The organism is Vibrio sp. Y58_MX_L22 (assembly GCF_024181865.1).
GTDB lineage: Bacteria > Pseudomonadota > Gammaproteobacteria > Enterobacterales > Vibrionaceae > Vibrio > Vibrio alginolyticus.
Genome location: NZ_JAMZAN010000005.1, coordinates 270,326 through 291,729, shown reverse-complemented (window position 1 = coordinate 291,729; position 21,404 = coordinate 270,326). Strand labels below are relative to the sequence as shown.

The 21,404-nt window shown below is 44.4% G+C and carries 21 protein-coding genes; 7 read left to right on the top strand and 14 right to left on the bottom strand.

The window, feature by feature from the left end:
• Positions 1-79: 79 nt before the first annotated feature.
• The 3 genes from NL626_RS14015 (at position 80) to NL626_RS14005 (ending at position 1,257) form a co-directional block, all read left to right on the top strand.
• Complete coding sequence (locus NL626_RS14015; protein ID WP_053306724.1) at positions 80-748, top strand: tellurite resistance TerB family protein; 669 nt, start codon at positions 80-82, stop codon at positions 746-748.
• Positions 749-859: 111 nt separating this feature from the next.
• On the top strand, positions 860-1,066 hold the full coding sequence (locus NL626_RS14010; RefSeq protein ID WP_005391765.1) for a YaeP family protein: 207 nt from the start codon (positions 860-862) through the stop codon (positions 1,064-1,066).
• Complete coding sequence (locus NL626_RS14005) at positions 1,066-1,257, top strand: DUF4250 domain-containing protein (protein WP_005380289.1); 192 nt, start codon at positions 1,066-1,068, stop codon at positions 1,255-1,257. The genes NL626_RS14010 and NL626_RS14005 overlap by 1 nt, the downstream gene beginning before the upstream one ends.
• Positions 1,258-1,361: 104 nt before the next feature.
• Here NL626_RS14005 and NL626_RS14000 read toward each other — a convergent pair whose 3' ends face one another.
• Positions 1,362-2,726, bottom strand: a complete 1,365-nt coding sequence (locus NL626_RS14000) for a sodium-dependent transporter (protein ID WP_005391763.1) — start codon at positions 2,724-2,726, stop codon at positions 1,362-1,364.
• A gap of 378 nt (positions 2,727-3,104) precedes the next feature.
• Here NL626_RS14000 and NL626_RS13995 point away from each other — a divergent pair, with 378 nt between their 5' ends.
• Complete coding sequence (locus NL626_RS13995; RefSeq protein WP_253657458.1) at positions 3,105-5,651, top strand: Ig-like domain-containing protein; 2,547 nt, start codon at positions 3,105-3,107, stop codon at positions 5,649-5,651.
• Between the two features lie 90 nt (positions 5,652-5,741).
• On the opposite strand, the gene NL626_RS13990 is transcribed toward NL626_RS13995, so the two are convergent.
• Together NL626_RS13990 and NL626_RS13985 are read right to left on the bottom strand one after the other, a co-directional pair.
• Complete coding sequence (locus NL626_RS13990) at positions 5,742-6,485, bottom strand: YggN family protein (RefSeq protein WP_005380283.1); 744 nt, start codon at positions 6,483-6,485, stop codon at positions 5,742-5,744.
• A 61-nt stretch (positions 6,486-6,546) separates the two neighbouring features.
• Positions 6,547-7,026 (bottom strand): GreA/GreB family elongation factor, encoded by a 480-nt coding sequence (locus NL626_RS13985; RefSeq protein WP_005380280.1) that lies wholly within the window; start codon positions 7,024-7,026, stop codon positions 6,547-6,549.
• A 76-nt stretch (positions 7,027-7,102) separates the two neighbouring features.
• Between NL626_RS13985 and NL626_RS13980 the strand changes: the two genes are divergently transcribed.
• Positions 7,103-9,028, top strand: coding sequence for an ATP-dependent DNA helicase RecQ (locus tag NL626_RS13980; protein WP_253657457.1), 1,926 nt, complete (start codon positions 7,103-7,105; stop codon positions 9,026-9,028).
• On the opposite strand, the gene dinB is transcribed toward NL626_RS13980, so the two are convergent.
• Together dinB and NL626_RS13970 are read right to left on the bottom strand one after the other, a co-directional pair.
• A complete protein-coding gene (gene dinB / locus NL626_RS13975; RefSeq protein ID WP_017636025.1) occupies positions 9,025-10,053 on the bottom strand; it encodes a DNA polymerase IV in 1,029 nt (342 codons plus the stop codon). The two genes, NL626_RS13980 and dinB, sit on opposite strands and share 4 nt — an antisense overlap.
• Before the next feature lie 112 nt (positions 10,054-10,165).
• Positions 10,166-10,399, bottom strand: a complete 234-nt coding sequence (locus tag NL626_RS13970; RefSeq protein ID WP_005380277.1) for a DUF2789 domain-containing protein — start codon at positions 10,397-10,399, stop codon at positions 10,166-10,168.
• Positions 10,400-10,586: 187 nt separating this feature from the next.
• Here NL626_RS13970 and NL626_RS13965 point away from each other — a divergent pair, with 187 nt between their 5' ends.
• On the top strand, positions 10,587-11,804 hold the full coding sequence (locus NL626_RS13965; RefSeq protein WP_005380276.1) for a response regulator: 1,218 nt from the start codon (positions 10,587-10,589) through the stop codon (positions 11,802-11,804).
• Positions 11,805-11,962: 158 nt separating this feature from the next.
• Here NL626_RS13965 and nqrM read toward each other — a convergent pair whose 3' ends face one another.
• The 9 genes from nqrM to bolA form a co-directional block, all read right to left on the bottom strand.
• Complete coding sequence (nqrM, locus tag NL626_RS13960; protein WP_005380273.1) at positions 11,963-12,196, bottom strand: (Na+)-NQR maturation NqrM; 234 nt, start codon at positions 12,194-12,196, stop codon at positions 11,963-11,965.
• 22 nt (positions 12,197-12,218) lie between these two features.
• Positions 12,219-13,223, bottom strand: coding sequence for an FAD:protein FMN transferase (locus NL626_RS13955; protein ID WP_253657456.1), 1,005 nt, complete (start codon positions 13,221-13,223; stop codon positions 12,219-12,221).
• Positions 13,224-13,378: 155 nt separating this feature from the next.
• The gene (nqrF, locus tag NL626_RS13950; protein WP_005380271.1) at positions 13,379-14,602 is read right to left on the bottom strand and encodes an NADH:ubiquinone reductase (Na(+)-transporting) subunit F; all 1,224 of its coding nucleotides are present in this window, start codon (positions 14,600-14,602) and stop codon (positions 13,379-13,381) included.
• Between the two features lie 33 nt (positions 14,603-14,635).
• A complete protein-coding gene (gene nqrE / locus NL626_RS13945) occupies positions 14,636-15,232 on the bottom strand; it encodes an NADH:ubiquinone reductase (Na(+)-transporting) subunit E (protein ID WP_005380270.1) in 597 nt (198 codons plus the stop codon).
• A 7-nt stretch (positions 15,233-15,239) separates the two neighbouring features.
• A complete protein-coding gene (locus NL626_RS13940) occupies positions 15,240-15,872 on the bottom strand; it encodes an NADH:ubiquinone reductase (Na(+)-transporting) subunit D (RefSeq protein ID WP_005380269.1) in 633 nt (210 codons plus the stop codon).
• On the bottom strand, positions 15,872-16,642 hold the full coding sequence (locus NL626_RS13935) for a Na(+)-translocating NADH-quinone reductase subunit C (protein ID WP_005380267.1): 771 nt from the start codon (positions 16,640-16,642) through the stop codon (positions 15,872-15,874). The genes NL626_RS13940 and NL626_RS13935 overlap by 1 nt, the downstream gene beginning before the upstream one ends.
• A complete protein-coding gene (locus NL626_RS13930) occupies positions 16,632-17,876 on the bottom strand; it encodes an NADH:ubiquinone reductase (Na(+)-transporting) subunit B (protein ID WP_005380265.1) in 1,245 nt (414 codons plus the stop codon). The genes NL626_RS13935 and NL626_RS13930 overlap by 11 nt, the downstream gene beginning before the upstream one ends.
• A 5-nt stretch (positions 17,877-17,881) precedes the next feature.
• Positions 17,882-19,222 carry a Na(+)-translocating NADH-quinone reductase subunit A gene (locus NL626_RS13925; protein WP_005380264.1) on the bottom strand — a complete coding sequence of 447 codons (1,341 nt, stop codon included), beginning with the start codon at positions 19,220-19,222 and terminating at the stop codon, positions 17,882-17,884.
• Positions 19,223-19,695: 473 nt separating this feature from the next.
• A complete protein-coding gene (gene bolA, locus NL626_RS13920) occupies positions 19,696-20,004 on the bottom strand; it encodes a transcriptional regulator BolA (RefSeq protein ID WP_005380262.1) in 309 nt (102 codons plus the stop codon).
• 243 nt (positions 20,005-20,247) lie between these two features.
• On the opposite strand from bolA, the gene NL626_RS13915 reads away from it, so the two are divergent.
• Complete coding sequence (locus tag NL626_RS13915; protein ID WP_154205090.1) at positions 20,248-21,402, top strand: methyltransferase; 1,155 nt, start codon at positions 20,248-20,250, stop codon at positions 21,400-21,402.
• The last annotated feature ends 2 nt before the right edge of the window (positions 21,403-21,404 follow it).

Here is a 21,404-nt window from a genome sequence, read left to right as displayed (position 1 = left end):
TTTCGAACTATTCACTTTGTTAATCTTTGGTTCAGCTTCTTGCTATTAAACTGATTTCATCATCTAAAGGAGGTCAGTTATGGATTTAAAAAGTCTTCTAAACCAAGCACTCAAATCAGACTTACTTAAGCAAGGTGCAGATGCATTGGGCAAACAAACCAACAACATCAAATCCTCATCAAATTCAAGTAGTCTAAAAACGCTAGGAGCAGGTGCTGTAGGCGGAGGCCTCATCGGTATGCTGATGGGCTCAAAGAAAAGTAAAAAAATGACTAAAAAAATAGGGTCAAACGCATTAAAAGTCGGTGGCGCAGCTGCGCTTGGAGCCTTGGCCTACAAAGTGTATAACGACTGGCAAGCCAAGCAATCCGGTCAAGGTGTTCAAGAAACCTTTGACCCCGATGACAGTAAACACAGTGTCTTAATTTTAAAAGCAATGATTGGAGCTGCGAAAGCTGATGGTCACGTTGATGAAGAGGAAATGGCGCGCATTGAACAAGCTCTCGCGGATATGGGCGCAGATGAGCACGTTCGTCACCTCGTTCAGCAAGAGTTAAACAAACCGCTTGATCCTGCTGAAATTGCTAATCAGGCGACCTCTCCTCAACAAGCGTCAGAAATTTACCTGGCGTCTTTGATCGTCGCTGATGAACAAAACTTTATGGAAAAAGCGTATCTGCAAGAACTAGCAAAACAACTTCAACTTTCACCAGAAGTCACCCAGCAGTTAGAAGCACAAATGCAGTGATTAAATCTCGCTCAAGCAAACCTTCAACTTGAGCCAAAACAACTCTGTACTTTGAGTTTCAAATCCGCTGTGTGTATATTGAGATAAGTTATCATTTAGTGGAAAGAAAACATGCAAGTATACGGCTGTTGTGAACTGGTTCGTGAGCTTTATGCTCAGATTGGTAGTGGCGATCAAGCTTATATTCCCCAAGCAATTTCATGTGCAGTTAAAGCACTGAACGATGTTGCAGCGGATGAGTCCCTGCCTAAAGAAGTGCGTGAAAAAGCGGCATTTGCTGCGGCAAACCTACTGATTTCAGATTTTGAGGATAAGTAATGAATCTAGCGAACTTTGAATCCATGGATCCTGTCATGCTGATGAGCATTGTGAATATGAAGCTACGCGACGACTTCGGTGGTGACTTAGATAAACTGGTGGCTTTCTTCGATATCGAACGCACAGCACTGGAGACAAAACTGGCTTCTGCTGGTTTTGACTTTCTTCCAGAAGCAGGACAATTCCGTTAATCAACACCATGCTTGGCGGATAACCGAAACGAGAATAACCAATATCAAAAAGGGCTTGATGAGTTACCATCAAGCCCTTTTCTTTTATTCGATAGGCGTCTCGGTTAGCCAAATGAAGCCCAGATGACTGTCGCCACAAGAATTGGACATACAAACTTCACATACGCAGGCCATAACTTACCAAACCAACCTTGCGTAAACTCCGGGCAACCTTGCTCAAGCTCTTTGATTTTTGAGTTGCGATTCCATACCCAACCACCAAATAAGCAGAATAAGAGCGCAGCGGTTGGTTGTAGATACTGAGTAGCAACCGTCGCGACCATACCAAACAGAGCGCCAAAGTTATAAACAATCACCACACTGAACAAGGCAATGAGACCACCTAAAACCCAGCTCGTTGCGCTGCGCTTAGTATTGAAGCGCTCACTCACTAAAGCCACTGGACACTCTAACATTGAAATGGAGGACGTTAGCGCCGCAATCGTCAGCAATAAGAAGAACACAATAGAGAACAATTGACCAAGCAAACCTAAGCTATCAAACATCAATGGCAATACGGTAAATACCAACGTATCAGAGCTTAATAGAGAGCCATCTTCTGCATAGATCTGAACGCCTTTTTGCATTGCCACAAACATCGCTGGCATCACCACTAATCCTGCAATGAAAGCAACGGCAGTATCTACCATGGTCACGTTCATCGCCATCTTTGGTAGGTTCTCTTTCTTACTCAAGTAAGAGCCATAAATCAGCATTGAACAGCCACCGATCGTAAGCGAGAAGAAGCCCTGCCCCATTGCAGCAAGAATCAACTTGCGGTCCCATACCTTTTCAAAATCCGGCACTAGGTAATGTTTCAGACCTTCCATCGCACCGTTTTGCGTCATGATGTAAGCAAATAGCAGAGCAAACAAAACAAACAATGCTGGCATCAAACGTGTGGACCACTTCTCAATACCTTGTTTTACGCCACCTTGTACGATGAGAATCGTCAGTACATAAAAAGTAATGGTTCCGAACAAGTTACGTTCAACACTAAAGCCCTTTAGCCATTGAGTTGCAGCTTCTAACCCCATTAGATCTGTGATTGCACCCAGTAAAAAGCAGATCAACCAACCACCAACAATTGAATAAAACGCTAAGACAGCGCTTGGTACGCTTAAACCAATCCAACCCACAATGCCGCCGAGCTTTTTACCGGCAGGGTTATCTGTGATTGCACGCATACTGTCTACAGGGTTGGCTTGACCATGGCGACCAATCGCCATTTCAACCACCAGCATCGGAAATGCGACGATAAGAATCATCACCAAATAAACTAACAGGAAAGCACCGCCACCATTACTGGCTGCTTGAGTTGGGAAGCCCCAAATATTGCCAAGGCCAACTGCGGCACCTGCGGCAGCTAAGATAAACCCGAGACGAGAGCCAAAATGCTCGCGAGGCTGAGAAGAGGTTTGCTGTGTCATACTACTCACACAAAAATATCATTGAACTAGCTAACTAGTACACTATAGCAATATTCACTATTCAACAAGAGTACCTCGGTTAAATCCTCGACAGTTGAAATAATTTATAGTCATTCAGCTTGTAAATTTTAACGTACATCTCATATTCATCGCTCAAAAGCCTCGTGACTGTTGCTCGTTTCACGTGGCTGAATTTTACCAATCCTTCTGCCGTGAAGTGAGCCGAAAAATAATGAGCTCTGGTGTAAGGGACGAACTGTTCCTCGTGATACTGTGTCGAAAAGCAGAATATTATGCTTCGCTTTTTCCCCCTAATGTCTATTTATCAGCTAGTTATTACTCTGTTCTCATTTATACCCATGATTCAAGGAGAGGAAAATGAAGGTCACCCTACTTCACGGAGCGATGGTTGTAGCACTCAGCGCCAGCTACCAAGCTCAAGCCTATAACTGTCAAAGTTTACCCGACTGGGACAGCACTGCGACTTATACATCGGGCGCTTTAGTAAAAACGCAAGGAGCCGCTTATGAGGCTGCATATTGGACGCAAGGCAATGATCCCGTGACCAACTCAGGATCTTGGGAAGCATGGAAAGCGTTAGGGCAATGTGATGGTGGAAGCAACAATTTATCACCAACGGTGTCGTTCTCCTCTCCAATAAACAACGCACAAATTCCCGAAGGCAGTGCGATCACTTTGTTAGCCAACGCAACTGACGAAGATGGCCAAATCACACAAATTGAGTTTGTTGCAGGCAACCAAACCGTTGCTGTGGTAACTCAAGCACCATTCGAAGCTTCTTGGACAGCTATTGAAGGGATCTCGCAATTGACCGCAATTGCGACAGATAATGAGGGAGCTGTTAGCACCACGACGATTTCTATCCAAGTTCAACCACAAGTCGAATTACCGCCACCAAGCATTTCATTGACAAGCCCAGTAGGCACAGAAGTGCTTAATGTAGGCGATAACCTAACCGTAGCCGCTCAAGCTGACGATATTGATGGTGTGGTCACACAAGTTGAGTTCTTCGTAAACAATCAATCTGTCGCCATTGATACTAGCGCACCTTACGAATATCAATGGACCGCTAGTCCAGGTACATACTCGTTCAAAGCACAAGCGACTGATGATACAAACCTCGCAACGATGAGCCAAGAAGTAGCGCTGGTTATTAGTAATTCAGAAACCGGAACGGGCGGATGTGCAGATGCAGTACCTTATGTGGCAGGCACAAGTTATCAAGCTGGCGACCTGATTTCTCACTTCAACCAAAAATATCGTTGTGATGTTGCTGGTTGGTGCTCCTCGGATGCGACATGGGCTTACGAGCCTGGTGAAGGGCTATACTGGCAAGATGCTTGGAGTGGCCTAGGTGCTTGTTCGACACCACCGCAAGTTACCATTACGGCACCAACGGATGGACAAGTCGTGCTCGCTGGCAGCAATAACGAAATCACGGCAAACGCAAGCGATGCTGATGGCACAGTCACGCAAGTTGAGTTTTTTGCGAACAACACCAGCTTAGGGGTCACCACTCAAGCGCCATATTCCGTTACTTGGAACGCCACACTTATTGGCGCTAACCAGCTTAAAGCCGTCGCAACCGATAATGATAACAACACGTCAGAGTCCCTGGTTGGTGTGGAAGTCAGCGATAAAGATTTGGTCGTCTCTCTGACTTCACCAAGCAGCGGTCAAACCGTCGGATTAGGCAAAAGTCTCGCATTAAGCGCCGATGCAACGTCTTTAACTTCAGGCATTAAACACGTTGATTTCATGATCAACGGCTCTATTGTTGCAACCGATACCACAGCACCTTACACAGCCAACTGGACACCAACTGCACTTGGTAACTTTACAGTTAGCGCCCAAGCTGTGGATTTGTCAGGAAGCAATGCACTGTCTGACGCCGCAGCAATAACGGTGGTTGAGCAAGTAGAGAAACGCCATAAACTCATCGGTTACTGGCACAATTTTGTAAATGGTGCGGGCTGTCCAATTCGTCTAGCAGATATGGCAGATGCTTGGGATGTGATTGATATTGCCTTTGCTGAAAATGATCGCAACAGTGATGGCACTGTGCACTTTAATCTATATTCAGGCGATATTTACAGCGATTGTCCAGCACTCGATCCAACACAATTCAAGCAGGACATGGCAGCGCTTCAAGCTAAAGGTAAGAAGTTTGTTCTCTCTCTTGGCGGCGCAGAAGGCACGATTACGCTGAATACCGACCAAGATGAAGCCAACTTTGTCTCTAGCCTAACAGGTCTTATCGCTGAGTGGGGCTTTGATGGTCTAGATGTGGATTTAGAGAGTGGTTCTAACTTAGTTCATGGCTCGCAAATTCAAGCTCGCCTTGGTCGTGCTTTGCTTCAAATAGAGCAAAACATGGGTGGAGATATGTACCTAACCATGGCGCCTGAGCACCCTTATGTTCAAGGCGGCTATGTGGCTTACAGCGGTATTTGGGGAGCTTACATTCCTGTGATAAACGAGACACGCAGCACGCTCGACTTGCTTCACGTCCAGTTATATAACAACGGCGGTTTGCCAAACCCATACCTGCCAGGCAGTGCACCAGAAGGCTCTGTGGATATGATGGTAGCGCAATCTAAAATGCTTATCGAAGGTTTTGAGTTGGCCGACGGCACTCCATTTGCACCATTGCGCGATGATCAAGTCGCAATCGGTTTACCTTCAGGTCCTAGCTCGGCAAATTCAGGGCAGGCTCCAACACAGAATATTATCAACGCACTAGATTGTTTAACCAAAGGCACTTCATGTGGCACCGTTAAACCAGCGTACCATTACCCGAATTATGCAGGAGTAATGACATGGTCTATCAACTGGGATCAGCATGATGGCTTTAACTTCTCAAAACCTGTCGGCGATAAACTCACCGAGATGAATGCGCAATAAGCTATCAAAGAATAAGCGAGTAAAACGCAAAGAGAGCACAATAGTGCTCTCTTTCTTTATCTCATCGAGTTTTTGCTTTTTAATGAGTAATTAAATCGTAAATACTCGGTAATCTTTTAGCTCAGGGATTTTCTTCAACAGATCGTTTTCTTGCCCTGCCATGTCATCCAGCGAATCGCACAAGTCTTCTGCTTGTTGTTCTACCTCTTTCGAATGCTCGGCTAAACGCTCTTCTACTTTCGCGCTGAGTTCAGCCATACTCTCTGATAATGCAGTGAGGTTTATCCCTCCCTCTTCCTTCATTTTTTTCGATAAAGCATCCAACGAACTGGCTAAAAACTCTTTATTGAAGATCTCTTGTGCTTTTGCAAAGTCTTCAGTCCACCCTTGTGTCATAGACTCAAAACTCTCCGCAGGCAGGATGAAATCACCATCTTTGTAGTAACGTGATTCAACATCAGCGAAAAAGTCCTTTACTGCGACTTTTACATTATCAAACGCACCAGGTGCATCGAGGCTTTCCGCAACATCATCAATAATATCATTCGCAAGCGCTAAACCATCACTCGCCAATTGCTTTGCTTGTGGAATATACGCGTTCATTTTTTCGCGATAGTCTTCAATTGCCGCTTTTTGGTCGGCATTGAGTTCAATTAGCTCACCTTTGATGAAGAGGTTGTTATCCTCATCCACGACAGCTTTATCACCTGTCGTTTGGCGAATTTCCAAGCTTTGCCCATCCATACGGACTTCATTATTGATGTCCACACGACACTGCGCTGCATAACCAGTAGCACTGACCATCAGCAATGAGAGTGTAAAAAGCTTTTTCATGTCATTCTCTTTTATTTAACATTACTCGTGTTAAACATAACACTGAGTGATACATGAGATGTCAGCAAATCGTCACGACTTCGTAACAAGTTGTTTTATCTCCTATTTTCACGTCAACCTCATCACCCTCTTCTTTCCCGAACAACGCTCGACCCAGAGGAGATTTGGCTGTTAAGACAAAGACTTCCAGAGTCTGATATTGAACAGTCAAACCACCAGAGCAAGGGCCTACAAAGAAGTGCTTTTCGATCAAATTCTCATCTGCGAGAACAACGTAAGCACCAACACCAACAGGCGCATTCTTAAAGTTACGAGTCACTAAAGAACGATATTGACGCAACTCCTCTTCACTATCTTGAATTCGCATGGCTTGTCCATGAGCAAGATACGCGGCTTCAAGTGCCAATGTATCGTACTTGTGCTCGGGAACAGTTTCTTCATCTGTGGCGGCATCGATAGCTCGCTGAGCCGATGAATGGGCAACTTGAAGTTTTTCTTCCAGATGTTGGATGATAATTTGGACTAAGTCAGCTTTGTTCATACTTTTAGGACGCGCGTTTAGTATTCGGGGTGTGTTAATGTAGCCAAGTTTACCATCAAAGAAAGGTTTTCCTATTATGCAAAGTGACTCGCTGCATCAAACACTTCAATCTGTATTTGGTTTTGACTCATTACGCCAAGGTCAGCAACCCGTTATTGAAGCCGTTATGAATGGTTACTCTGCTGCGGCAATCTTTCCTACAGGCTCGGGGAAGTCACTCTGTTATCAACTACCTGCAACCATATTACCCAACCTTACGTTGGTGATCTCTCCGTTGTTGGCGTTAATGAAGGATCAACTGAGCTTTTTACAAAGTAAAGGAATCGCGGCCGCTTCTATCGATAGCAGTCAAAGTAGAGAAGAAGCACAACAGGTCATGGCTGGCGTGAAGAATGGACAAATCAAAATCTTGATGATTTCTGTTGAGCGACTAAAAAATGAGCGTTTTCGTGAATTCATTCGCCAAGTACCGATTTCTTTGATGGTCATTGATGAAGCGCACTGTATTTCCGAATGGGGGCATAACTTTCGTCCAGATTATCTCAAACTACCGCAATATCAACGTGAACTGAACATCCCACAGTCTTTACTTCTCACCGCAACGGCAACGCCTGCAGTTATTGAAGACATGCAAAAAAAGTTCGATATTTCCAGTGAACATATTACCGTTACAGGCTTCTACCGCTCTAATCTGGATATCTCGGTGATCCCGTGTGAGGAAACAAAGAAACAAGAACAGCTCAGTGAGATCATCGCCTCTTCACCTAAGCTTCCGACCATCGTATACGTGACGCAGCAGCAAACAGCAGAACGAGTAGCAAAGTCATTAATCCATATTGGCATTAACGCTCACGCATACCACGCTGGCATGAAAAGCGACGTTCGTGAACAAATCCAACAGCAGTTCATGGATGGCCAAATTGACTGTATTGTTGCAACGATTGCATTTGGTATGGGGGTCGATAAATCTGATATTCGACGCGTTATTCACTTCGACTTACCCAAATCAATCGAGAACTACGCACAAGAGATTGGACGTGCAGGCAGGGACGGGCAACGCTCGGAGTGCATTCTGCTAGGCAATACGTCCGGCCTAACGGTGTTGGAGAATTTTGTCTATGGTGACACACCAGAATTTGCGTCAATTAACTATGTAGTCGAGCAAGCGAAAGAACATGCTCCACAATGGGAGGTAGTGCCACTGCGTTTGTCGCGTGAAAGTAATATCCGCCAATTGCCACTCAAAACCTTGTTGGTTTATTTGGAGCTACATAACGTCATTGAAGCAAAGTACAGTTACTTTGCGGAATATCGGTTTAAGTTTTTGCACGATCAGCAATTTATTGTGAATCAATTTCAAGGCGAGCGACGTCAATTTGTGGAGGCTATTTTCTCCTGCTCGCAAAAAGCCAAAGTATGGTGCCAAGTTGACCTAGAAGCGCTATGGATGAACTATCAATCGGAACGCAGCCGAGTTGTCGCAGCGCTCGACTATTTTCACCAGAACGGCTGGATAGAACTAGAGAGCAAACAACTGACGGACGTGTACTCAGTTATGCCAACCAAACAGAGCTCGGATGTTTTAATCCAACAACTGTATGAACTGTTCCAATCCAAAGAAAGCAAAGATATCGAAAGAATCCACACCATGCTGCACTTGTTCCAGTCCGAGCACTGTTTGAGCTCACAATTGGCGAACTACTTTGCGGATCACGATGCACCAAAGCAATGTGGTCACTGCTCCGTGTGTCGTGGTCACGTCGCCACATTCACAGCACCAGAACCTGAAGATATTGAACAATCTCAAGTATCGATATGGGCGCAGGAGTTTATTCAGCTGTCCCCATCAGTCATCAGTAATGATGCCGTTGCTCGCTTCTTGTGCGGAATCAGCACTCCTTTGATTAGCCAGCTAAAAGCCTCAAAGCTAGCAGGTTATGGTGCAATGGCAAATGTAAGTTTTGAGCAGGTATTAACGCAGGTAGAAACGGTAAGGGCCTAAAAAAAGCTCAATTGACGCGCTTGGTCTTCGGGCTTGAGCATCACGTTCAAGCCTAAAAGGCGAATTTCCCGTCCATTTTGGCGTTTAAGAATATCTCTTAGCAAGATCTTGAAGTCCTCAAGCTCTAATTGCGGATGGATGTGCTCAATTGTTGTCAGTTGAAAATCGGCAAATTTGACTTTAATACCTTGTTTAATAATCGACTTATCTGGGCTTGCACGCTCTAAACGTTTCTCGAGTTCAGGATAAAGTTTCTCCTCAATCACTTGCCAACATTCACCATAGGTTGCGATGTTCTGGCTGAATGTCCTTTCCACACCGACGGACTTTCTCTCGCGCTCAACAACGACTTCTCGATTATCAATTCCATGGCTTCGCTGCCATAAGGAGGCACCCTGACGACCAAACTGCCTCAACAACTCTCGATAGTCACTGTTTTTAATGTCCTCACATCGATAAAAACCGGCTTGGTGGAGCTTCTCAAGACTCACCTTCCCCACGCCAGGAATATTCTCTAACGGAAGACTATCGATAACCTCTTGGACTTTCTCTGGCGGAATCACAAACTGACCGTTGGGCTTGTTCATGTCTGACGCGACCTTGGCAAGAAACTTAATCGGAGCAATGCCCGCCGATGCCGTCAACCCAAGTTCACTCCAGATATCACGGCGAATTGACTCTGCGATCAACGTTGCGGAGCCACGGCAAGCTGTCGAGTCCGTGACATCGAGGTATGCTTCATCCAATGAGAGAGGTTCAATGATAGGCGTATAACGCTCAAAAATAGCACGAATCTGCTGAGAGACTTGCTTATATACATGCATTCTACCGGGCACAACCAACAAATGAGGACAGAGTTGCAGCGCGCGCGCCGTTGACATTGCACTGCGAACACCATATTTACGCGCATCATAATTACAGGTGCTAATCACTCCACGCTGCTTTTCATGTCCGCCAACAGCGAGTGCAATGCCACGGTAACTGGGGTTATCTCTCATCTCTACGGCAGCATAAAAACAATCCATATCGACATGAATAATTTTTCTAATTCGATCTGACATAGCTATCAATGCACTGTTCAAAAAAACAGTATAAATCAAATCTACCTGAAGAGAAATGGGCGTGTTTAAGCGAACGTCAATCTCGAAGCATTACGTCCAGTTGATCGACCAATTCGGCCCAATCTGCATCTTCTTCGATGGCTTGTTTTAGAAAGTTCGCCTGTGACATCGTCCAAAAGCTAGCTTCATGTAAAGGCGCAGAATCTCTTTTGTGTCGATGTTGATTAATAAAATCTTTCATTTCTTGAGGAGAGCTACCGAGGCCCAGTTGTTGAAATAGCTCAGCCATACCATGTTGATGCATTTCCATACTACTTTCTCCCTACGTTAGCTAAACATAATTATATAACTAAGACAGGAATAATGATGTGATGTTAACGGATGCGTGTCAAACATTTGGGTAGTTGTTCTACTTTTGGTTGACATGTGTTTTTTGATGGCGATAAGTTTAATTTTAGTTATCATTGATTTTAAACAATTAATTTTGGGGACTGCGCTTGAGTAATAAGATTCTGGTTGTTGAAGATAGTCGTGCGTTTAAAAACTTTCTTTGCCAAACAATAAGCCAAGCTGGTTATGAGGTCATCGCAGCAGAAAGCTACGCGGAGGCAAAGAACTTGTTATCTTCAGCACAGGACCTCTTCTGTGCGGTTTTAGACTATTGTTTACCGGATGCTCAAGATGGCGAGATTATTGACCTCGTTTTGGAACATGGTCATCGTGTCATTGTTTTAACGGCTCGATTTCAAGAAGACACTCGCGAAAAGATGCTCGCAAAAGGTGTCCTCGACTATATTTTGAAAGACAGCATGGCGTCCGTTTCCTATCTATTACCACTCCTCAAGCGACTAACCAACAATCAACAACACAAATGTTTAGTCGTTGATGATTCACACACCGTAAGAAGACACATTGCCCAACTTTTGGAGCATCAATACATTCAAACGTTGGAAGCTGACAATGGGCAAAAAGCCCTAGAGCTTGTCGAGCAAAATCCAGATATCACTCTCGTTTTAACCGACCATGACATGCCCGTTAAAGATGGCATTACGATGGTGCGAGAATTACGTCGGAAGTGGGATAAAAATCAATTAGCCATTCTCGGCTTGTCGGGTAGTAACTCTAAGACAATGACGGCTAGGTTTCTAAAAGCAGGGGCCAATGACTTTTTATACAAGCCATTTAATCAAGAAGAATTTTTTTGCCGTATTCACCAACTGTTAGATATCAAAGACGCAACATCTGAACTGTTTAAAATGGCAAATCAAGATGCGCTAACGGGCTTATGGAACCGCCGCTTTCTGTTTGAGCAACCCCATGTAGAAAACGCTCAAAGAAACATCGCGATGCTTGATATCGATTTCTTTAAGCAAGTAAATGATACACACGGACATGAGGGTGGCGATGCTGTGTTAGTCATGATAGCGAATATTCTAAAAATCTATTTTCCAAATGATATTGTCGCTAGGCTTGGTGGCGAGGAGTTTTGTATTCAAGCCAGTGGCGACTATGACGGCTTTCTAACACGCTTAGAACAAATGAGACAGCGCATAGAAAAAACGCCAATAACTTATTTGGACAAAAACATTCTTGTGACCGCGAGTATTGGTGTAAGCAACATCGAGGGGGAGCTGGAACAACAAATAAAAGTGGCGGATGAGCGACTTTACATGGCCAAAGAGAACGGACGTAACCAAATCATTTCTTCGTCCTAATGACTATCAGTGTGGTCTTGCTCTGTAACATGAGAGAAAGAAACAACAAAACACGGTATTGGGCTCTTTCTCGGACATCTGAGCTTTGGTTAGCTGCCTAAAAATAAAGCTCAGCAGAACGCTGAGCTTTATCACTTTCTTAGTACGATTAACCAATACTAAGCAATTCTATCTTTTTCCCACGCCGCCAATTTCTCAGCACGCGCAGCCTCGCGCGCTTCACGTTTTTTACGCGCATCGCAGGGTTCTGGACAATTACACACTTTTTCGATGCCAACTGCCCCTAAGCCACCACAGCTACCTTTCACGACTTTCTTTTGGAAAATGTATCCGACAGCCATTGCAGTGATTACCGCGACAAACACAGCAAAGGTAATTAGAAATGTATTCATAAAAACATGCTCACTTCTGTTGTTATTTCTTCATGAATGGCTTGTATGCTTCCGAAGCCAACTCTTTAAAACCATCTTCCGTTTTCACAATCATGAAAACAGGAATATTATTTTCGTTCGCAATTGCCATGCCTTTGTCTTCACCTAGCACCATAAGACCAGTTGCAAGACCATCAGCAGTCATCGACGATTTATCTAATACCGTTACAGACACCACTTTATGATGAATTGGTTTGCCTGTTCGTGGATTAATAATATGAGAGTATCTCACACCATTACTCTCAAAGTAATTACGATAGTCACCACTTGTTGCAATTGCCATGTCGCCTGGTTCAATAATTTCTTGAATTGAACGTTCATCAACGGTCGGTTTTTCAATTGCGATACGCCAAGGCACACCTTCACGATTGACACCTTTGAGACGCATTTCACCGCCAACTTCGACCATAAAGTTCTGTACCCCTTCAGATTGAAGGTAGTCAGCAACCACGTCAACCCCCCAACCTTTCGCAATCGTCGATAGGTCGACGTACAAGTTAGGAAGATCTTTGGACAGTGTATTACTATCAACAGATAGGTGGTGAATACCGGTATTTGCTTTGCGAGCAGCGAGTTCTTCATCGGTTGGAACTACATCTGGACGAGCTTCTGGACCAAACCCCCACAGGTTAACTAGAGGGCCGACCGTCACATCCAATGCACCTAAAGTAAGACCGTTAAGGCGAATTGCTTCTTTCACTACCGTCGCAGTTTGTGTCGAAACTGTAAATGGCTCGCTCGTTTGATGCTGATTAAAACGACTTAACTCTGAGTCGTCACGATAGGTCGACATTTGGTCATTAACCTCTTCCAATAAGCGATCAATTTCTGTCTGCATCGCTTTTGGCGTTGGAATACCATCTTGCTCGATATACTTGATGTTGTAAGAAGTCCCCATGGTAGGGCCACTTAAATGAATTTGATCTGCAGGCTGCTCACAGCCAGCCAAAATCAATAGAGAAGCGAATGCAACAAGCCACTTTTTCACTTGTTAACTCCCAATGTTGTTGAATTGATATGGGAAATAGGACCAATCATTTCAATCCGATTACCTATATCAACTGTTGAATATCAGTTTTATGTCTATAAAAAATAATGGCTAGCTCTTGGAGAGCTAGCCATAGATTCAATCACTTGGAGGAATTAACCACCGAAGTCATCTAGTAGGATGTTTTCATCCTCTACACCTAGATCTTTCAGCATGCCGATTACAGCAGCGTTCATCATAGGTGGACCACACATGTAGTATTCACAGTCTTCTGGCGCTTCGTGATCACGTAGGTAGTTCTCGTAAAGAACGTTGTGAATAAAGCCAGTGTAACCATCCCAGTTATCTTCTGGAAGTGGATCAGACAGTGCACAGTGCCATACGAAGTTGTCATTCTCAGCTTGTAGCATATCGAAATCTTCTACGTAGAACATTTCACGCTTAGAACGTGCGCCGTACCAGAAAGACATCTTACGCTTAGAGTGCAGACGCTTAAGTTGGTCGAAGATGTGTGAGCGCATTGGAGCCATACCAGCACCACCACCAACGAATACCATTTCTGCATCTGTATCTTTCGCAAAGAACTCACCAAATGGACCAGAAATAGTACACTTGTCGCCTTCTTTTAGAGACCAGATGTACGAAGACATGATGCCTGGTGGTACGTCTGGGTTGTTCGGCGGCGGAGTTGCGATACGAACGTTAAGCATGATGATACCGTGCTCTTCTGGGTAGTTAGCCATAGAGTATGCACGAATGGTCTCTTCATTAACTTTAGACTCGTAACGGAAAAGGTTGAACTTCTCCCAGTCTTCACGGTATTCCTCAGGAATATCGTAGTCTGCGTATTTCACGTGGTGAGCAGGAGCTTCAATCTGGATGTAACCACCAGCACGGAAAGGTACTGATTCGCCATCTGGAATTTGTAGCTTAAGCTCTTTGATGAATGTCGCTTTGTTATCGTTAGAGATAACAGTACATTCCCACTTCTTAACGCCGAAGATTTCTTCAGGAAGCTCGATATCCATGTCAGTTTTCATTGCAACCTGACACGCTAGACGCTCACCTTCACGCGCTTCACCTTTAGTAATATGGTCAAGCTCGGTTGGTAGGATGTCGCCACCACCTGATTTAACTTTTACGCGACACTGACCACATGAGCCACCGCCACCACAAGCAGAAGATACGAATACGCCAGCACCTGCTAGAGCACTCAGTAGCTTACCACCTGGTTGTGTAACGATCGCCAGAGAAGGGTCATCGTTCACAGAAATTGTAATGTCACCTGTTGGTACAAGCTTAGACTTAGCGAAAAGAATCACTAGTACTAGTGCAAGTACGATCAGAGTAAACATCACTACACCAAGAATAATGTCCATTGACTATTCCTTAATTGTTGCGGTTTACCCGACTTACAGTTGAACACCAGAGAAAGACATAAAGCCTAACGCCATAAGACCTACAGTGATAAATGTGATACCAAGACCACGTAGACCTGGAGGTACGTCAGAGTACTTCATCTTCTCACGGATACCTGCAAGAGCAACGATTGCTAGCATCCAGCCCACACCAGAGCCGAAACCGTAAACGATCGATTCAGCAAAGTTGTAGTCACGTTGTACCATGAAAGATACACCACCGAAGATTGCACAGTTTACTGTGATCAGCGGTAGGAAGATGCCTAGCGCGTTGTACAAAGGTGGGAAGAAACGGTCTAGGACCATCTCTAGAATCTGTACAAGTGCTGCAATTACACCGATAAAGGTGATGAAGTTTAGGAAGCTAAGGTCCACGCCCTCAACTAACGCGTTCTCTCTCAGAACTAGGTTGTATACCAGGTTATTCACAGGAACAGCGATAGTCAGAACTACCACAACTGCAACACCTAGGCCGAAAGAGGTCTTAACCTTCTTAGATACGGCAAGGAAAGTACACATACCTAGGAAGAAAGACAGAGCCATGTTTTCGATGAAAATCGATTTAACTAACAGACTAATGTAATGTTCCATGACGTCCTTACTCCTTCGCTTCTACTTGTTCTGGTTTCAGAATACGGATTACCCAGATAAGGAAGCCGATTAGGAAGAATGCTGATGGTGCTAGTAGCATTAGGCCGTTAGGCTGGTACCAACCACCGTTGCTCACTAGAGGTAGAACTTCTAGACCAAATAGTTTGCCTGAGCCAAATAGCTCACGGAAGAAACCTACAGTGATAAGAACGAAGCCGTAACCTAGACCGTTACCAATACCGTCAATAAGAGATGGTACTGGCGCAGACTTCATTGCGAATGCTTCAGCACGACCCATTACGATACAGTTAGTGATAATCAGACCAACGAATACAGATAACTGTTTAGAGATATCGTATAGGTAAGCTTTTAGCACTTGGTCTACCACGATTACTAACGATGCGATGATTGCCATCTGAACGATGATACGCACACTGTTAGGAATGTGGTTACGGATCAATGAAACAGAGAAGTTAGACAACGCAGTTACAAATGTTACCGCTAGTGTCATTACAAAAGCTGTTTCTAGTTTAGTTGTTACTGCAAGAGCAGAACATACACCAAGAACTTGTAGCGCGATTGGGTTGTTATCCAATACTGGCGCTAGAATGCTCTTTTTAACGTTTTGTGCACTAGACATTAGTTAAGTTCTCCGTCACGAACTTTTGCTAGGAAAGGACCAAAGCCCATATCACCTAACCAGAAGTCAAATGTGTGTTGAACACCATTACTAGTGAGCGTTGCTCCTGATAGGCCATCAACACCGTGCTCAGAACCTTGCGGTGCGCCGCCTTTCACGACCTTAATCGCTGGCTGGTGATCTTCATTGTACAATTTCTTGCCAATGAATTGATCGCGCCATGAAGGGTTCTCTACTTCACCACCAAGTCCAGGAGTTTCACCTTGCTCGTAGTAAGTAATAGCAGACACAGTGTTACCATCAGTTTCAACGGCTACAAAGGCATACATCATCGACCATAGTCCTTTACCGTGCATAGGCAGGATAACTTTTTGGACTTCATCTTGATCTTTTACAAGGTACACCACTGCTGTATTCGCGCGACGACGGATATCAGCTACGTCTTCTTCTGGTGTCAATGCGATTGAACGTTCTGCATCTTTTGATGCTTCACGTTGATCGTACGTAGATGCATTACCCTCAGTAAAGTTACCTGTTTCAAGGTCTACTAGACGAGGTTCAATGTACTCAGCAAATAGCTCTGGTACTTTCTTACCGTTTGCGTCAATGCCTGCAACTTCAACGATCTTTGATTGCTTATCTAGGACAGCGTTAGCTTTTTGCTTATCACGCAGACCTACTGCTGCTGTTGATACGATGATTGAACAAACAAGGCTCAACCCGATAACAACACCCAGCGTCTTTTTAATGCTGTCGTTATTACTTGCCATAGCGTGCTAGTCTCCGCTTGATGTTCTTCTCAATCACTACATGGTCGAACAGAGGTGCGAATAGGTTCGCGAATAGAATCGCCAGCATCATACCTTCTGGGTACGCTGGGTTAACTACACGGATCATCACACACATTGCACCAATCAGGATGCCGTACCACCATTTACCTTTGCTAGTAAATGACGCTGATACTGGGTCCGTTGCCATGAAGAACATACCGAATGCAAAACCACCTAGAACTAGGTGCCAGTGCCATGGCATATTAAACATTGGATTAGTGTCAGAACCGATCACGTTAAACAGAGTCGATACTGCGATCATACCGATCATTACACCCGCAATGATGCGCCATGAAGCGATTCGCATGTAAACGATCATCGCTGCACCGATCATTAGAGCTAGAGTCGATACTTCACCAATTGAACCAGGGATGTTACCGATGAACGCATCCATCCAAGTGATAGGAGCGCCAGTTACTGTGTTAACTAGAGCACCGTTACCACCTTGAGCCCATTGGCTAAGAGCAGTTGCACCAGAGAAGCCGTCAGCTGCAGTCCATACTACGTCACCCGAAATTTGTGCTGGGTAAGCGAAGAATAGAAATGCACGACCTGCAAGTGCAGGGTTAAGGAAGTTACGACCTGTACCACCGAAGATCTCTTTTGCTACAACAACACCAAATGTGATACCTAGCGCCGCTTGCCATAGAGGTAGCGTTGGTGGAACGATAAGTGCGAATAAGATAGAAGTTACAAAGAAACCTTCGTTAACTTCGTGCTTACGCACCATACAGAACAACACTTCCCAGAAACCACCAACAATAAATACTGTTGCGTAGATTGGCAGGAAGTAAGTCGCACCTAGTAGCATCTTACTGCCAACACCCGCTTCCGCACCGATAGTGCCGCCAAGCATTTCTGTTAGCCAGTAGTGCCAGTTACCTGCGATAACTGTCGCTAGTTGGTCACCAGCGTACATGTGGTTAAGTGCTGCAATAGCTTGGCCACCTGCGTTGTACATACCCCAGAACATTGCTGGGAATACCGCAAACCAAACCATGATCATGATACGTTTTAGGTCAACGCTATCACGAACGTGCGAGCTTTTATTTGTTACGATACCTGGCGTGTAAAAAACTGTTGCTACAGCTTCGTACAGGGCAAACCATTTTTCGTGTTTGCCACCAGGCTCAAAATGATGCTCGATGTCTTCAAGAAACTTTTTAAGAGCCATGAAAATTACCCTTCCTTCTCGATAGTATCTAGGCATTCACGAAGTAACGTACCGTACTCGTACTTACCTGGACATACAAAGGTACACAATGCTAGATCTTCTTCATCCAGTTCAAGCGCACCCAGTGCTTGAGCACTGTCTGTGTCGCCGGCACATAGATCACGAAGCAGCAAAGTAGGCTCCATATCTAGAGGCATTACGCGTTCGTAGTTGCCAATTGGAACCATTGAACGATCACTACCATTGGTCGTCGTTGTCATATTGAACAACTGACCTTTGAATACGTGACCAAGGAAAGAGCGAGTTACCGAGAACTTATTCTTACCAGGCATTGCCCAGCCAAATAGTTCTTTTTCACGGCCTTCACGTAATACAGAAACCTGTTGATGGTAACGGCCAAGGTATGCGTGTGGACCAGTTGCATGTGTACCTGTTAGTACTGAACCAGAGATCACACGAACTTCGCCAGGCATCAGCTCGTTATCTGTTAGGTCATCTAAGCTTGCACCCATTACGGTACGAACTAGACGAGGGTTATTCACAACTGGGCCAGCTAGAGACACAACACGATCTGTGCATAGCTCACCAGTTAGGAACAGCTTACCGAACGCGATAACGTCTTGGTAGTTGATGCTCCATGCCACATTCTCTGCATTTACTGGGTATAGGAAATGCATGTGGGTGCCAGCAAGACCTGCTGGGTGAGGGCCATCGAAGACGTGTTCTTCTACGTTAGACTGTGAAGAGCGTGGCAAGCTAGTGCCAGATTTACATACGTAAACCTTGCCTTCTGTCAGGGCTGAAAGAATGTCTAGACCAGCAATGAATGCTTCTTGTTGCTCATTAATGATCAACTCAGGCTTAGCTGCTAGTGGATTAGTATCCATTGCAGTTACGAAAATAGCCTTAGTAGAAGACTCGATTGCAGGAACCTTGCTAAACGGACGAGTACGTAAAGCGGTCCATAAGCCAGAGTCAACCAACTGAGTCTTGATCACTTCACGATCTAGACCTGAAAGTTGAGCGGCTTCGAACTTATCAAATGTCACCTGCTCTTCACCTGCCACTTCAATCACTACAGATTGAAGGACACGTTTAGCGCCACGGTTAACTTCGATCACTTTACCGGCTGCTGGTGCAGTAAATTTCACGCCTGGGTTCTTTTTATCTTCAAAAAGAACTTGCGCTTTTTTCACTTCATCACCAACGCGGACATGCATGGTAGGTCGCATGCCAACGTACTCTTCGCCAAGCAAGGCGACTTTTTTGATGGTCTTACCATCATTAATCACCTGGGATGGAGTTCCTGCGATAGGAAGATCCAAGCCCTTCTTTATTGTAATCATACGCACTTGCACTACTTTTATCGGGAAAAAGATTCTTTTGATTGCGTAACTTTTAGACACGACATCAGTGTCCGGTTTTGATGTTGTTTTAAACATCAAAATCGCAACATCCTATTAAAAATCTCGTCACAAGGAATACGCGAGATTTATCAGGTGCCGTAGTCTAGCATTTTTTAGGAACTTGATGCCATGATCAATCATTAGAATAGAGGGGTTATTTCGGTAGAATCAGGTCTAAAAGGTCAAAGAATAGTCATAACTTTGACCCATCGCACAAATGCCATATTCCATACATATCTTATGGAAAAGTGATATTCATCGCCTGAAATATTCTGCAATTTCCATTCATTTGTTGAAACACTGTTAACACATTTTTTAACCAGAATTTGTGCCACGTTAACGTCCCTAAAGAATGTAAAACGAAAAAAGATGGCCTTAAGCCACCTTTCTCTGCACCTTTATATCTTGCGTTTTTAGTGACCGCCACCCATACACATCGGGCTATCAGGGGCGCCATCTTGTTCACGCTTCCACTCTTCATCAGTGTATGTATGAATAGCTAATGCATGAATGTGGTTATCCAGCTCATCTGCCAAAATTTGATGAACTTGACGATGGCGCCCAATCAAGCGCTGTCCCGCGAACGAATCACTCACAACAATCACTTTGAAATGACTCTCTGAGCCTGGTGGCACATTATGCATGTAGCTCTCATTAATCACTTTGAGATAGCTGGGTTGCAGCTCACTGTGTAGTTTCTTCTCTATGATTTCTTGGATCATATTCGTTCCTCATTGATGCGAATTCCATAAGTATATACCTAAGTAAAGCAGACATGCATCACTCAAACATCACTCTCACTATTGACGCACTTTGTAGACATATTGTCTCAAAGCGCTTGACTCCATGAACATGCCTAGAGAGCAGCCATCACTGAACTCGTAAAATTTGACAGCTTTTTGTATCTCGACACGTCATCATTTGCGACAATAACACTTAATTTCTAAATCAACTTACATTTAGCTATGAAAACCGAACTGAACCTTCACGAGCGAAGCTTAACACTTCATCGTTTCCCAAAACGTAGTAACGAAACGCTACAAGCGTGGGATGCCGGTGATGAGTATCTTATTAATCATGTTGAAGAGCTTGCTTTGCCAGACAATCAAAACATCCTCGTGATTAATGACAGCTTTGGTGCTCTCTCCTGCTGGTTTTCGGAAAAGCACCATGTAACGCTAATGAGTGATTCATTCATCTCACATAAAGGTGCACAGCAAAATCTCGAGCAAAACCAGTGCAATAAAGTAGCGTTTGCCACCACGATGGACCTCGTTCCTGCCAATATTGATCTCGTCTTGCTGCAACTGCCCAAAAGTAACCGCCATCTAGTTTGGATACTAAGCCAATTAAGAAAGGCGCTACCGGCTTCCTGCCCCGTCATTGCAGTCAATAAAGCCAAAGACATTCATACTTCGACGCTAAAACTGTTTGAAAAATACTTAGGCGAAACAAAAACATCTTTGGCCTGGAAAAAGCACAGATTGGTGTTTTCTCAAGCAACAGTTGAGCCTACGATTGAAGTAATGCCTTTCACGACTTGGCGCGTTGATGGCGAAGATATCGAACTCAAGAACATGCCAAATGTCTATTCAGGAGAAAGTTTAGATTTAGGTGCACGCTTTATGCTGCAGCACCTGCCTCAAGACCCTTTGATAGACAATGTCATCGACCTCGGCTGCGGCAATGGTGTTCTGTCTGTTAAATTTGGTCAGTTGAATCCAAATGCTCGGCTAACATGTGTTGATGAAAGTTTTATGGCGCTTGAATCAGCAAAACAGAACCTACGCGACAACCTTGGTGAAAATAGAGACATACAGTGCATAGCGAACAATTGCTTGGACGGTTTTAAACACAGCAGCAGCTCTATGGTTATGTGTAATCCACCGTTTCATCAACAACAGGCAATCACCGATCATATTGCTTGGCAAATGTTCTGCGATGCTAAACAAGTATTAAGTGAAAATGGCCGTTTACTGGTTATCGGAAATCGTCACCTCGGGTACGACGCAAAACTCAAACGTCTGTTTGGCGATAAAAATGTGAAACTTATCGCTTCCAACAATAAGTTTGTGATTTTACAGGCTACAAAAAATCCTGCTAAATTAAGCGCAAAATAAGC